The following is a 13,880-nucleotide window of genomic DNA, read 5'->3' on the forward strand; positions in this document are numbered from 1 at the left end:
ATCCGACTCGAAGGGGTTAATGCCGTGACGGTGAGTAGAGATTCGATCGACATCGATGCTGAGGTCGAGAAGGCGATGTCCGGGTTGGGACTGTTGGCCGCCGGCGCAAACGTAATCATGCAACTTGCGCGCCCCGCGGTGGGTTACGGCGTGTACGAGAGCAAGGTCGAGACCGGCAGGTTGGACCGTCATCCGGTCAAGCGCACTCGCACAACGCTGACCTACCTGGCGGTGGCAAGCCTCGCCACCGAGGACGAGAAGAAGCAGTACCGGCGCGCAGTCAACGGAGCACACAAGTATGTCCGTTCGGACGAGAACAGTGCCGTCGAGTACAACGCGTTCGACCCCGAACTCCAGTTGTGGGTTGCTGCCTGCCTGTACCGCGGCTTCGAGGACGTCTACAAGGCACTGTACGGAGATCTCGACCCCGCAACCCAGGACGCCTTCTATCAGCGTAGTTCAAGTTTTGGCACCACCCTCCAGATGCGCCGTGACATGTGGCCGGTGGACCGAGATGCGTTCGAGGTCTACTGGAACGAGAACCTGAACAAGGTCAGCATCGACGACACGATCCGTGAGCACCTGTACGGGATCGCATCGGCTACTTTCACCCCGAAGCTGTTGCATCCCTTGGTCGGCCCGCTCAATCGCTTTCTCACGACGGGATTCCTGCCGCAATCCTTCCGGGACGAAATGCGCCTCCCGTGGTCCGAACGGAGGCAGCGCGGATTCGACCGATCGATGCGCGTCGCGGCGGCAGTCAATCGCGTTACCCCGAAGGTCATTCGCATGTTCCCGTACAACTTTTACCTGTGGGATCTGCGTCGTCGAATTGCCAAGGGGATTCCGTTGGTCTGACGGGACAGTCCACAGTTCAGACGAGGTTCTTGCTTCGCTTGATCCGGCGACGGAGGTCGCGCATCTGAATGGTGTTGCCTGCCTGTCGGATCGATCGAGGTATGAATCTGTTGACGAAGGACACGAAGATGAAGAGATGTTCGAAGCGTCGACGGTCGTCCTCGGTCCACTCGAGTCCGAGTTGGTCACGGTAGATCGGGGGAAGAAACCCGATTGTCAGAAATCGCAGCAGGTTTCGAAACACCAGGCGCAGTGGCCACGCAATCATGCGTAAGTCGATCAGATCGTTCAGATACCGGCTGGTGCGTTCGTCGATGATCACACGTTCACAGCCGAGGTTCCAGTACCGTTCGAAATCCGCGCGCGTGGCCGGCCACATCTCTTCGGTAACCTGCAGAGTGGTTCCCAGAGTAGAGGCGGATTGGTAGAACGACTCCGCTTGTTCTTCGGACATCACACCGTGCAGCAACTGGTGACTGTCTTCGAATCCGATGAACAGGCAAGCCGCGACCCATAATTGGAGTTCACGATTGAAGGCGTTGTACTTGACCGGGCTGTTTGCATCTGACCGTACGTGCCGGTGCACCGAGTTGACTGCTTCGCGGTACGCCAGACGCTCTTCCTCGTTACCCAGAATCGCGACAGTCAGATATTGCGTGGTGGTCCGCGCGCGTTTCCACGGATGTGCTGTCAGAGCACCTGATTCGACCTTGCTTTCCATGACGCCGTACGCCACTTCCGGCCAGCCGAGTTGCAGGACGACGTTGGCGGCGGCGCCGGCAAACGACCAGAAGTCGAGCGCATCGGTGATGTGAGCAGGTTTCCTGGCCCACCGCCGGCGCAGGCCGGTGATGGTGATTCGCGTCTGATCGGTTCGAAGTGACGACTCGGTCTGTTCGGAATCCAGGTAATGAGTGGGCATCGACCCTCCTATTTCGTCTCTACGTTGCTGACGAGCCACTGGTCGTTCGATCGGACCATCGAGATGACCATCCGATACTTCTGCGCATTCCCTTGCGGCGCAGCAACATTTTTGGCTTCCTGATCGACGAACACCAGAACTGTTGCCGATGAACTGTCCATGGACTCGATACCTACGTGTGCCGCCGTAGCGGTTGCCTGCCCCTGCCCGCCGGCGACGACATCGCGCAGCGAATCGACCATGGTTCGGTAAGTACCGGCAAACTCGTCGGTCGACATGGAGGCAATCGAGTCCTTGTTCGCGTCCAGATCCTGGTAATCGAAGGAAGACATGATGACCGAGTATTCGCGGGCAGTGCCGAGAGCTTCCTGGCGCAGGGTGTTGTTCCGGCTTTCCGAATACATCTGAAATCCCCACGCCGCCACTGCTGCGACCAGTGCCAGAGCCAATACGGCAGTCAGGGCGGTGCGCGGCGTCTTCAGGCGTCGCAGCAACGACGGACGGTCCGGCTGGTCACCCGATTCCTGCTCGGTCTTGTCCATCAGTGTGCTTTCAGCGGGTGCCATTTCCCAGTCCTTCCAACATCGATCTCCAATAGTTCAGTGCGTCTACGCCGGTCGGAATGAGAATGGGATCATCGACAACCGGCGGGCCGATTGGCGTGCCGGGGATGGTGGCATTCTGCAATCCGAGATCGTTCGGTCGCGGAGCATTCCGCGCTCCGCGTTGGACCAGATCATCGGCCGGTGGGCAGTACATCGCGAGGTTCGGGCTGGTGGGGGAGAGATCACCCACTTCGCGCCTGGCAGTGTCGTAGTTGCATACCGGTCCTTGTGTGGCGACCAGCGCAAAATCGGCGCGATCACCCTTTACGATCGAAGCCAGATCCGCGAGGCCTCGAGGGATCGTGACCAATCCCGTTTCCAGGGCATCCGTGCGGTCGGAGATGATCGGAGCAACTGTCACGAGATTGGCCAACACGGCTCCAAAAGTGTTGTGGTACTGGTCGAACAACTGTTGTGCACTGCTCAACGCTGCCGGTGAATGATCGGTGAGGTAGATCAGCACCGGCGCGTTGGAATCGAGTTGCTCGGTGAAGTTCTTGGCAGCCGACATCCCGCGGACAAACGAATCCGATTGTGTTGCCATGGAATCAACCAACGTCGAGGTGCGTGAGAGCAGCGCCGCGAGTTCCGCGGACTGATCGTTCAACTGTGCGGACAGCGTCCCACCGTTCTCGATCATCGTGGACAGACTTGGGCCGAGTCCGTTGAACGAGTTTCCCAATTCGGTTCCGATGTCGCTGATCGCCTGCGGATCGAGACCCTCGAGCACATCCGACGCCTGAAGCATCAACTGGCTCATCTGAACCGGCTGTTGATCCGCCGGCATCGCGATCTCGTCGCCGTCCTGAAGGTAAGGTCCCTGATCGGTGTTGGGATAGATGTCCACGTTCTGAATTCCGGCGGCAGTTCCCATCGTCACTTTGGCAACACTGTCGGCGGGTATCTCGGCGTTTTCGTTGAGCGAGAGCTCTACGCGAGCGGAACGGGTACTCGAGTCGAGAGCAACCTCGCTGACCTTTCCCACCTGCACCCCGCGATAGGTGACCACCGTTCCCGCGGTCAGGCCGAAAGCGTCGGACATGGTGGCGTGAAGCCGGATGTGATCTCCGAAACCTTGTGGACCGACGACGTAGACGATGCCGAACGGAATGACGACGGCAGCGGTGAGCGCAAACAAGACAAGTTGCACGAGCGCAAGACGTTTCATCGTCGGCCTCCCTGCAGAAGATCGGTCAGAGTTCCGGGCGCCGCGATAGCTGCTGCGCCGCCGGCCATCCCACCGGTCCAGAGTTTGTCGATCGTGCCGGGAATGTCGAGGGCGCCGTCGAACATCAGGTAGTCGCCGCGCACCGCATAGGTGAAACTTTCGAGCATTCCGTTCATATTTGCCAGTGTCTGGCCCATCTCGGAGTTGAACGAATCGAGAGTCCCGACAACGGTCGACGCATCCTGGAGCATGCTGTCGAGCCCGCCCGGAGAGGAGTCGAGAATCGTGTTCGCGTTGACGGCGAGTTGAACCGTCGAGTTCAACAGGCTGGAAATCTGATCCTTCTGACCGACAAGAATCGACACCACCTGAGGGACGGAATCCAAATAGTTGTCGATGATCTCGCGTTGTCCGGCGAGCTGCGAGGAGACCCGAGCGGCGAGATCGACGGCCTCGTTGAACTCGTCCTGATGACTACTGGCTTCCGCCATGAGGGAGGTGAGAGTATCGGTCAGGGAGCGCACCTCACCGGACCGGCCGGAGAACGCAGTGTTGAGTTCTCTCACGACGGTATCGAGTTGGTCGATGCCGCTCCCGGTGAGAACTGTCCCGAGTGTCGCGAGTGCACTTTCCACCTGCGGGCCGATCTCGGTGCGGGACTCCGGAATGGTGTCACCGTCGCTCAACACCGAACTCGATGGTACTTCCGGCAGAAGTAGTCGAATGAACGGATTACCCAGCGCTGAGGGAAGTTCGACGGATGCTTCGACATTGTCCGGCAACTGAGTCGCAGTGTCCAGACTCAGACTCACCCGGGCTCCGACCACGTCTGCGGACAGTGCGGATACCCGTCCGATCACCTTCTGACCACTGCGGACGTCGGCTCCCAGAACAAGACCGTCAGCGCCCGCCAACTGCACTGCCACGGTGTACGCATCACCGTCTGCCGAGCGGCCCAACGGAAGATCCTGGATACCGGCGCTGCAACCGCCGAACGCAAAGACCACCGCGCAACCAACACCTACTGCCGCGACTGCGGTGAGTATCCGAACAGACTGTCGCATCAGTTGCCACCTCCCGAGGCCACGCCGCCGGATACCGCAGACGCGATTCCGAGCGGATCGGACGCACTGAGCGGGAAGGAAATGGGGTTGGTGAAGCCGGCACCGGTGCAGATCGGCAGCTTGTACGTCTCGCACAACGGTTGCGCCACAGCAAATTGCGTCAGTGCTGTCGAGACATTGAGTCGAATACGTCCACGCTGATCGGGGCCGATGGTGCCGGACAGGTTTGCCATCATCAACGGCACAAGGTCCATGAATTCGGCGAGACCCGGTTGTTTTGCCGCCAGTACGTCGCCGAGGACCGCAACGTTGCCGGCGATGGCACCGACGTCGTCGCCGTGAGTGGTCATGAAGCGCTCCAGCTGATCGAACACCACCTGCAAATCCTGAAGTGGTTGGGAGATGTCCATGTTCTGGCTCGACCACTGATCACCCAATTGGCCCAAGTCGCCGACAAGTTCGTCGAGACCGACCTGCCGGGCGTCGAGAGCGGCCATCAAGGTGCTGAGGTTGTCGACGAGTGCGCCGATGTCTTCGGACCGAGCACCGACTACTCCCGTTGCCGTACTGAGGTTTCGGATTGCCATGTTGAACTGATCGCCCTGGCCCGCCCACCCGGCCGCACCGCGACTGACAAGATCCCCGAGATTGCCGCCGTCGCCGGCAAACGCTTCGGCCAAGGTGCTGACACTTCCCATCAAACCGTCGAAATCGATTGGGGAATGTGCGCGTTCGACGGGAATCTGATCGCCGTCTTCCAAAGTGTCTCCGCCGGTGTACGCCGGTCCGAGTTCGATGTGGCGATCACTGATCACCGAAGGATTGAGAACATACGCCGACGCATCTGCCGGAAGTTCCACGGAGGTCGGCATGGACATCGCCACCCGAACCGATGTTCCGCGGGGCTCGACCGACGTGACTGTCCCGACGCCGACACCGAGAACTGTGACCTTGCTTCCCTCGTAGATCCCCCCGACGTAACTGAAATCGGCGTAGACGGTCTTCGACTGATCGGTTCGTCCGAAGATGTACCAGCCTGGCAGCGCGATCGCGAGGGTCACGACGAGCAGGGCAGTGACGGCTTTTCGTGGATTCACTTGCAGCCCTCCATGATGCCGAGCGCGCAGAGTAGATTGTCCGGAATCACGGCTGCCGGTGCGTTGACGTCGGTCCAGTCGCCCGTGCCGGTGGCGTCGGTGACCGAGCGCAATGCAGACGGAAGACGTGTCATCAGCAGGTCGATCTGATCGGCATTGTTCTTCAGCGTTGTGGTGACGGCGACCAGGTTGTCTGTCAGTGCTCCGAATTCGCCCTCGCGTGCGGTGAACGTAGTGGAAAGCTTCGAGATGATGATCGTCAGGTTGTCGACGAGTTGAGTGAGGGCGTCCTTGCGCATGGCAAGTGTGCGCACGATGGTCTGAGCGTTTGCAGCCGTGTTCACTATCGAATCAGTCTGCGCCACAGCCATGTCCGACAGCTCTCGCGACATCGTCAGAATTTGGTCGATCTGCTCGCCGTTCTGTGCGAAGGCTGCGGAGGCACCACTGATTCCGGCCAGCGCTCGGCCCACCTGATCGGAGTCGGTCGGAATCACCTGCGAGAGAGTGTCCATCATCGACTCCATCGCTTGCAGATCTACGCCGGTTGCCGCGTGGGTTGCGTCGGCGCTGACGTCGTCGAGGCTGTACGGCACCGTTGTTCGCGAGAGTGGGATGACGCGTCCGTCGTTGTCGTCCACAACACCGGCAGGCACCACTTCGAGGTAACGCTTACCCAGGACGGTCTTGAGTCGGACGGTGGCGGTGCTCTGGTTGCCCAACGGTTGATCCTTGTCCAGGCGGAAGCTGACGATCACGTGGTCTCCGGCAAGTTCGATGGAATCCACCCGTCCGGCGGGAACTCCGGCTACGTACACCGGGTCGGTGTCGGAAAGGCCACTGGCATTGGCAAATTCAGCTGTGTATGCCGACGTTCGAACGTTGTACCAGAGTTTCGGAATACCCAGCGCGGCAGCCAGTCCGACCACCAGAACAAAGATCCCGAGGCTGCCCAACGCCAAAGCAGTTCCGCTGCCGCTCTGGCGACGGTCCCCTTTGAACAGAAAGAGCATGATGCCGACAAAAACGTCGATCAGCTTGACCAGAAACATCATGAGCACACCGGCGAATGTGTTGTGCCGAAGATATTGGCTTCCACGTCCCCTGCCTTCAGTGTGAAATTGCACAGATAAAGATTGATGAAACTTCCGTAGCTGCCGATCCGGTTTGCGGCATCGGCAAACTGGGGGAGGTTCGCGACAAGTCGATTGAATTCGTCGGTGCTCGCAATCCAACCGGCGGTAACATTTTCGAGTTGCGCAACCGTCGTGCCGAAAGATCCGTTCGATCCGGTCATCAGCTGAGCCAACGACGAGACGGTGCGGTTTCCCTGATCCAGAAGTGTGGCAAGTTGGTCGTTCTGTTCGACAACCGAGGTACTGAGACCGTTCAAACCGTCAAGGAGGCTGACCATTTCGGGTTGGCGATCGTCGACGGAGGTGAGGAGTGTGTTCATGTTCGTCAACAGTTGCGCAAAAACATCTTGGCGGTCGACGAGACTTGATGTCATGGCGGCGATCTGGTCGAGAAGCGCGGAGATCGCGCCACCTTGCCCGTTGAACGTTTCGACAAAACTCCGAGTGAGTGTGTTGACCTGCTCGGGTTGTAATGCGGCAAACAGTGGTTTGAAGCCGTTCATCAACGCGGTCAGGTTGATCGGGGGCGTTGTCTGCGTCAGCGGAACAGTCCCACCAGGTTCCAGCGTTCTCGCTGACACCGATGCTGGTCCCGATTGCGCACCGTCATTGTGAGTCAGTGCGAGGTAGCGGGCGCCCAACATGTCGCCGTAGCGGACGGTAGCCCGAACATCGGACGCGAGAGAATACTGCGATTCGATCTCGACGTCGACGATCGCTTTGCTTGTGCCACCACCGTTGTCGGCAAACGCGACCGAGTCCACCCTGCCGATCCGGACACCCGACATGGTCACCGGATTACCGGGATTCAAGCCCTCCACGTCCGTGAACTCGAACGAATAGGAAGCGGTGTCCCCACGAACCGGTACCGACAACGTGTTCGCCACGAACGACGCGCACGCGAGGCCGGTGATACAGAACAGTGACAAGCGAACTACCTGAGCGGTCCGAATTTTCACGGAATACTCACCTCGTTTCCCCGGACCAACGGCCCCAACATGAGAGTTGTTGCGGGGTTGGGAGCGGTGGCATCGCCGGCCGTGTTGTCGAGTGGCGTGTTGTCGAGTGGCGTGTTGTCGAGTGGCGGGTTGCCGAGCAGCTGATCCTCGAGAATGAGAAGCGCTGAGGCTTCCTCAGCGCCACCGGTAACCGGCACCAGATTGGTGCCCGAACTCAGATTGGTACCCGAACACTGCGCGCCGCGCTCATCCACGTACTGAGGGCAATCCTCGCCTGTGTACGGAAGCGGATCGGCAAACGTGGGAACTGCTGTGATGTTGAATTTTCCGGTGGAGAATACCCGCGCACCGGCGGCGCCGAAAGCGCCGGCATTGGCCAGAGTGGAGCGTAGGCCTTCGGGGTTGGCTGCTGTTGTTGCGAGTATCTTTCCGGTGGAGTCGATGACGGTGATGATGTTGCCGGTGTTCTCGTCGACAAAGTTGTCGAGCGTCGCGGCGAAGACCGCGGCCGCGCTCATCGATCTCTCGAGGTTTTCCTGGTTGGCGACCATGCTGTTGGAGACTGACGTGGCCGCTGCAAGGGTGTCGAGTATGTCGGGAGTTGCGCGGTCCAATGCGTCGACAACCGACGTGAATTCCGGTGTCGAATCGAGGAATTGGTGTGCCGCCGGTGTCAGCACTGTCGAGGCGGCGCTGAGATTGTCGATAGTGGCACCGATTTCGGCGCCGTTCCCGTCCAAGGCCTGACCCAGCGCGGTCAGAGCGGTGTGCATTTTCTCGGGGCGCATCGCGGTGAGTACCGACACCAGTTCGGTGTACACGTCGTAGAGTGCGACGGCTTCGGGACCGGTGTCCATGGGGATGGTGTCGCCCTGCGACAGCGTTGTCTGACTCTGGGCATTCGGATTGTCGACAAGCTGCATGTAGATGTCGCCGAAAAATGTCCGGGGTACTACTCGTGCCACGACGTCTGCCGGGATCTTCGACGCTTCACCGGTATCGATCTGCAGCTGCACCACCGATTCTGTAGTACCCGAATCGATGTCGCCGATGCGGCCGATATTGACCCCGTGGTATCGAACCGGAGCCTCGCCACTGATCAACCCGGCGTCGGCAGGAACCGCGACGTACACATCTGTGCTGCGTTCGAGATTGCCCGAGCCGCGCAACACCATGGCGACTGCGGCGACGACGGCTACCGCTATAGCCACCGCGCCGCGCAGTGCGTAGGCCATCTTGGTGCGCGTAGTAAGTCTGTCCACGGCTCAGACCCCCATTCCGGGGATTTGGGGAACCAGACCCCACAGGCCGAAAGTCATGATGACGTCGAGGATTCCGATCGCGAGGATTGCAGTACGGAGCGCGCGGCCGGCTGCCTGACCCACACCCGCCGGTCCACCGGAGGCGTAATATCCGTAGGCGCAATGCACCAGCGCGACAACGGCTGCGAAGACCACAGCTTTGAGACCGGAGTAGAGGAGGTCCTGCGGGGAAATTGCGAGGTGGAAGAAGTAGTCGTACGTTCCGGCCGATGCGCCGTTGAAGAACACGACGACAAGTCGGGTCGACAGGTAGCTGGCCAGCAGACCGATCATGTAGATCGGAATGACGCAGATCATTGCCGCGATCACCCGAGTGCCGGCAAGGAACGGGATGGATCTGATCGCCATCGAGTCCAAGGCGTCGATCTCATCGGAGATGCGCATAGCGCCGATCTGCGCAGTAAAGCCCGTTCCGACCTTGGCGGCCAACGCAATTGCAACTACAACCGGCGCAAGTTCACGTGTGTTGGCAACGGCCGACAGCATTCCCGACAGTGAGGTCATGCCCACGAGTTCGAGTCCTCGATGCATTTCGACACCCAGCATCATTGCGGCTGCCAGGGACATCGCGAACACGATGCCGATAGTTCCGCCGCCCGACAGCAGCGAGTTCGTGCCGAAGCTGACTTCGCTGATCTGGCCGAGTACATGCTTGCGATACTTGGTGAGGGCAAACGGAATTGACGCGACTGTACGGACGTAGAACGTCACATGCTGACCGAGCGACACCAAACCGTCGGCAGCGGTCCGCAGCGGTCTGCTCGCCTGGTGGGCTCTGATCCGTAGATCGACGAGCGACATCAGAATTCACCGACTGCCGGAACTATCACGGTATACAGCGCGGACAGAACCGTGTTGGCGATGAAGACCAGAGCAAAGGCGATGACCACGGCTTCGTTGACGGCATCGGCGACGCCGCGGGGGCCGCCCTTGGCGTGGAGTCCTTTGAAGGTGGCGACCAAAGTCGAAGCGATACCGAAGATCGCGGCCTTGACCAAGGCCATGACAAAGTCGGATGACCGGCCGTACTGGCTGAACGTCGCCATGAATGTTCCGGCAGGCAGATGCTGAACGTAGATGTGGTAGAGGTAGCACGCAATCACTCCGCCGAACGTGACCATGGAACATAGAGCTAGGGAAACAACTACCGCTGCAACCAATCTCGGAGCAACAAGACGCTCGATGACGTCGATACCCATGACTTCCATGGCGTCGATCTCTTCGCGGATCTTCCGTGAACCCAGATCGGTACAGATTGCCGATCCGGCAACCCCTGCCATCATCAGCGCGCACACCAGCGCTGCGGCCTGACCCACGATGATGAACGCGACAACCGCACCGGAGTAACCGCCTGCGCCGATTCGCCCCGCGAGCTCACCGACCGACACCGCGATGAAGACGCCGATCGGGATCATGAGCAGCAGGGACGGACCGGTGCTCACCCGGCCGATGAACAGCGTTTGAGTTATCGTCTCGTGCAACGAGAGCCGCCTGCGGATGATGGCCGTGAACAGGCCGAACAGTGCCTGCACCGAGAATCCGATCAGGTAGCCGCCCTCGAGCGCTACGTCTCGTACCGGGCCTTTCGAGGCTGGCAGTTCGTACGTCACCTGGTTCTATTCCTTTGCAGCTCAAGTTCTTTCATTGAAGATGTCGAGTGTGTTCAGGCGTCGAGACGGGCCGACGTGCAGGGGTGCGATCGTGGCGGATTATGTGTGAATCATTTCACAGCAACTCGCGTGCGGCAATAGTTATGTGAATGGGAATTCTTCTCAGAACTTATCTGGTTGGCGACGGAAACTTGATATAACTACAGTTGAAAGCTGCATCTTCGAGTGCGTGCACGGTAGGTGCGCGCAAGATGTGTACGACTATTCTCGATACGGAAGCAGGCCGGAGACAGTGACAACAAGAGACCTGAGGGTTGCTCCGGCCGTCGGTCGGAGTCGTGCGGTCGAAGCAAAGAAGAGACCGAAAGACCGCAAGGCACAAATTGCGGCCGCAGCGGCAATCGCCTTCAGTGAGCGCGGCTACCACGGTGTCAGTGTCGAAGACATCGCGTCGTCGGTGGGCATCTCGCCCTCGGCTCTCTACCGCCATTTTCCGAAGAAGTACGCACTGTTTCAGTATTCGGCGCTGTCGTTGATGGAAGCGCTCACCGAGGCTCTCGATGCGGTGGAGAGCAGCGGGCAAGATGCCGATCGGCTTCCGCGCGATCTGCTGGCTGTAATCCGAACCACGATCAGCAATCGCCGGACCGCGGGTATCTACCGTTGGGAGAGCAGGTTTCTCGAACCATCAGACAAAGCGGTGATTCGCGAGCATTCGATTCTGATCAATCGCCGGGTGGGTGCCCATTTGTCACCGTCGGACACTCCGGTCAGTGAGCGCGACGCAAGGCTTGTGGTGGCCGCGATGTTCAGCGCGATCGGAAGCATCACGGCCCACAATCTCGTATTGCCGCAGAAGACAATTGAACGCATCCTGCTGAGTGCATGTGTGGCGATAGATCAGGCGAGATTTGCGCGAGGTCGCCAGGACAATCCACAAAGCCGCCGCTCGGTGCTTGCGCCGCTGGGGGACAACAAGCGGGAGCGTCTACTGCATGAAGCGGTGCGGCTCTTCGACTCCCATGGCTACCACGACGTCAAGATCGAAGAGATAGCTGCCGCAGCTGGTTTGAACGCGTCCGGCATGTACCGATACTTCCCGAGCAAAGCCGACCTTCTCTCCGCCATCTTCTACCGGGCTGCAGATCGCCTGGACGTCGCTACGGTGTCGGTGCTGGACGCGTCGGATTCGCCGGCCGAGGCACTGGCATCACTGTCGTTGATGTATGTCGACTTGTCTTTTGCGCAACACGAGTTGATGTCCATCTACTTCTCCGAGATGCACAATCTGTTGCCCAGTCATCGAAATGACTTGAAGAGTCGGCAAAAACTCTACGTGGTCGAATGGGCGCGATTGCTCCGTGAGATCCGACCGGAGCTCACGGAGCCCGAGAGCATGTTCGTCGTGCATGCTGCGCTGAACGTGGTTCCCGATGTCGGCCGTCTGCTCGGATTCGATCCTGGGCCGGAGAATGTGTGGAAAGTTCACTGCTTGGTTTCGGCAGTTCTGTTCGGTGGACCAGCGCAGCGGTGATGCGTCAGTTGAAGACGACGAGCCAGACGGCGATGTAGTGGCAGATTGCCGCGACGACCGTTGCGGCGTGGAAGAACTCGTGATGTCCGAACGTCGTGGGCCACGGGTTCGGCCATTTGGTGGCGTAGAGAATTGCTCCGACGCTGTAGAGGATTCCGCCGACCAGTAACAGCACCATCGGCGCGACGCCAACCTGGTGGGTCATCTCACCGGCGACGGGCACGATGGCCCATCCCAGAATCAGGTACAGCGGCACACCCACCCACTTAGGGGCTGTCGGCCACAGCATCTTGAGCGCAACGCCTGCGAGTGCACCAGCCCAGACGACCGCAAGGACGACAGTGCCGGTCTCGCTGGGCAAGCCAAGCATCGCAAACGGTGTGTAGCTGCCCGCGATGAACAGGAAGATCATCGAATGGTCGGCGCGCTTCATCCAGATGCGGGCGTCGACGGTTTTCCAGTGGATGCGGTGATAGGTCGCGCTGATGCCGAAAAGGCCACAGATAGTGATGCTGTAGATCGCCGTGGCCAAGGCCGCCTTGGCTCCGACTTGAGCGCCCGCCACCGCGACGAGAACGATGCCCGCTACGACGGAAACGCAGAGTGCCCACAGATGGATCCATCCGCGCATGCGTGGTTTGACCGGAAGTGCATCCAACCCGAGTGCTGTCATCGTTTAACTCCTTTCGGCAACGCTGCCAGAACCTACGGTACCGTAGGTTACGTGTCAGTAGCATAACCTACCTGCAGCTTTTCGGCGTGCCCATAAAGCGTGACGGCGCTCGCAAGTGGGGACAAGGTCCCGGCGTAGTCTTTGTCACCATGGTGATGTCACGGTGAAGGTGCGCGGACTGCTGTACAGCATCTACGAGCGACGGCTCTTGAAGCATTTGGATGGACTCACCCATCCGAGGCACGTCGCGGTGATGTGTGACGGTAACCGACGCTGGGCGCGCGAGAACGGTTTCACGGACGTCAGTCACGGGCACCGGATGGGCGCACTCAAGATCTCCGAACTGCTCGACTGGTGCGATGCCGCCGGAATCGAGATGGCAACGATCTACCTACTCTCCACCGAGAATCTGCGCCGGGACCCCGAAGAGTTGGACACACTCCTCGAAATCATCACCGATGTGGTCGAGGAGATTTCCGGGCCGAGCAAGAACTGGAGCGTGCAGATCGTCGGCGCTCTGGATCTGTTGCCGGCCGAGCAGTCGCGGCGCCTTCGTGATGCCGCGGACGGAACCGAAGGCCGCACCGGAACTCACGTCAACATCGCGATCGGATACGGCGGCCGCCAGGAGATCGCCGACGCCGTTCAGTCGCTGCTGAGTGAGAAGCTCAGCCAAGGACTCAGTGGCGACGAACTGGTCCAGGCGATCACCGTCGACGGTATCGACAGTCACCTCTATACGTCAGGTCAGCCCGATCCCGACCTGGTGATCCGCACGTCGGGGGAGCAGCGGCTTTCGGGATTCCTGTTGTGGCAGAGTGCCTATTCGGAGATTTGGTTCACCGAGGCGTACTGGCCCGAGTTCCGCCGGGTCGACTTCCTCCGGGCCCTTCGTGACTATGCGGCAAGGCACCGCCGGTTCGGCGCCTGAG

Annotated in this window: 14 protein-coding genes; 3 read left to right on the plus strand and 11 right to left on the minus strand. The window is 59.8% G+C overall.

All coding sequences use genetic code 11. From position 1 onward, the window contains the following. The first annotated feature begins 75 nt into the window (after nucleotides 1-75). Nucleotides 76-858, plus strand: a complete 783-nt coding sequence (locus R4P64_RS20365) for an oxygenase MpaB family protein (RefSeq protein ID WP_051730520.1) — start codon at nucleotides 76-78, stop codon at nucleotides 856-858. A 16-nt stretch (nucleotides 859-874) separates the two neighbouring features. On the opposite strand, the gene R4P64_RS20370 is transcribed toward R4P64_RS20365, so the two are convergent. The 10 genes from R4P64_RS20370 to R4P64_RS20415 are packed head-to-tail and all read right to left on the minus strand — an operon-like array spanning nucleotide 875 to nucleotide 10,741. Continuing rightward, entirely contained in the window at nucleotides 875-1,780 is a 906-nt protein-coding gene (locus tag R4P64_RS20370; RefSeq protein ID WP_045069357.1) for an oxygenase MpaB family protein, read from the minus strand. A gap of 8 nt (nucleotides 1,781-1,788) precedes the next feature. Further along, nucleotides 1,789-2,346 carry a mce associated protein mas1a gene (locus R4P64_RS20375; protein ID WP_287160049.1) on the minus strand — a complete coding sequence of 186 codons (558 nt, stop codon included), beginning with the start codon at nucleotides 2,344-2,346 and terminating at the stop codon, nucleotides 1,789-1,791. After that, complete coding sequence (locus tag R4P64_RS20380; RefSeq protein ID WP_287160047.1) at nucleotides 2,333-3,553, minus strand: MlaD family protein; 1,221 nt, start codon at nucleotides 3,551-3,553, stop codon at nucleotides 2,333-2,335. The genes R4P64_RS20375 and R4P64_RS20380 overlap by 14 nt, the downstream gene beginning before the upstream one ends. Next, nucleotides 3,550-4,617, minus strand: coding sequence for an MCE family protein (locus R4P64_RS20385; protein WP_245005947.1), 1,068 nt, complete (start codon nucleotides 4,615-4,617; stop codon nucleotides 3,550-3,552). Before R4P64_RS20385 ends, R4P64_RS20380 begins: the two co-directional genes overlap by 4 nt. Continuing rightward, the gene (locus tag R4P64_RS20390) at nucleotides 4,617-5,714 is read right to left on the minus strand and encodes an MCE family protein (protein ID WP_092807124.1); all 1,098 of its coding nucleotides are present in this window, start codon (nucleotides 5,712-5,714) and stop codon (nucleotides 4,617-4,619) included. Before R4P64_RS20390 ends, R4P64_RS20385 begins: the two co-directional genes overlap by 1 nt. Next, nucleotides 5,711-6,766 (minus strand): MCE family protein, encoded by a 1,056-nt coding sequence (locus tag R4P64_RS20395; RefSeq protein ID WP_092807367.1) that lies wholly within the window; start codon nucleotides 6,764-6,766, stop codon nucleotides 5,711-5,713. The genes R4P64_RS20390 and R4P64_RS20395 overlap by 4 nt, the downstream gene beginning before the upstream one ends. Next, entirely contained in the window at nucleotides 6,766-7,809 is a 1,044-nt protein-coding gene (locus tag R4P64_RS20400; RefSeq protein WP_317822443.1) for an MCE family protein, read from the minus strand. Before R4P64_RS20400 ends, R4P64_RS20395 begins: the two co-directional genes overlap by 1 nt. Further along, nucleotides 7,806-9,071, minus strand: a complete 1,266-nt coding sequence (locus tag R4P64_RS20405; protein ID WP_317822444.1) for an MCE family protein — start codon at nucleotides 9,069-9,071, stop codon at nucleotides 7,806-7,808. The genes R4P64_RS20400 and R4P64_RS20405 overlap by 4 nt, the downstream gene beginning before the upstream one ends. A 3-nt stretch (nucleotides 9,072-9,074) precedes the next feature. Then, nucleotides 9,075-9,932, minus strand: a complete 858-nt coding sequence (locus R4P64_RS20410) for an MlaE family ABC transporter permease (RefSeq protein WP_033234515.1) — start codon at nucleotides 9,930-9,932, stop codon at nucleotides 9,075-9,077. Then, a complete protein-coding gene (locus R4P64_RS20415; RefSeq protein ID WP_033234514.1) occupies nucleotides 9,932-10,741 on the minus strand; it encodes an MlaE family ABC transporter permease in 810 nt (269 codons plus the stop codon). Before R4P64_RS20415 ends, R4P64_RS20410 begins: the two co-directional genes overlap by 1 nt. Nucleotides 10,742-11,033: 292 nt before the next feature. Between R4P64_RS20415 and R4P64_RS20420 the strand changes: the two genes are divergently transcribed. Continuing rightward, nucleotides 11,034-12,275, plus strand: coding sequence for a TetR/AcrR family transcriptional regulator (locus R4P64_RS20420; protein WP_033234513.1), 1,242 nt, complete (start codon nucleotides 11,034-11,036; stop codon nucleotides 12,273-12,275). Between the two features lie 4 nt (nucleotides 12,276-12,279). Here R4P64_RS20420 and trhA read toward each other — a convergent pair whose 3' ends face one another. Beyond that, the gene (gene trhA, locus R4P64_RS20425; protein ID WP_033234512.1) at nucleotides 12,280-12,948 is read right to left on the minus strand and encodes a PAQR family membrane homeostasis protein TrhA; all 669 of its coding nucleotides are present in this window, start codon (nucleotides 12,946-12,948) and stop codon (nucleotides 12,280-12,282) included. A gap of 163 nt (nucleotides 12,949-13,111) precedes the next feature. On the opposite strand from trhA, the gene R4P64_RS20430 reads away from it, so the two are divergent. After that, nucleotides 13,112-13,879, plus strand: coding sequence for an isoprenyl transferase (locus R4P64_RS20430; protein WP_033234511.1), 768 nt, complete (start codon nucleotides 13,112-13,114; stop codon nucleotides 13,877-13,879). Nucleotide 13,880 lies beyond the last annotated feature (1 nt).

This window comes from Rhodococcus sp. IEGM 1366, from assembly GCF_033142425.1.
GTDB lineage: Bacteria > Actinomycetota > Actinomycetes > Mycobacteriales > Mycobacteriaceae > Rhodococcus_F > Rhodococcus_F globerula.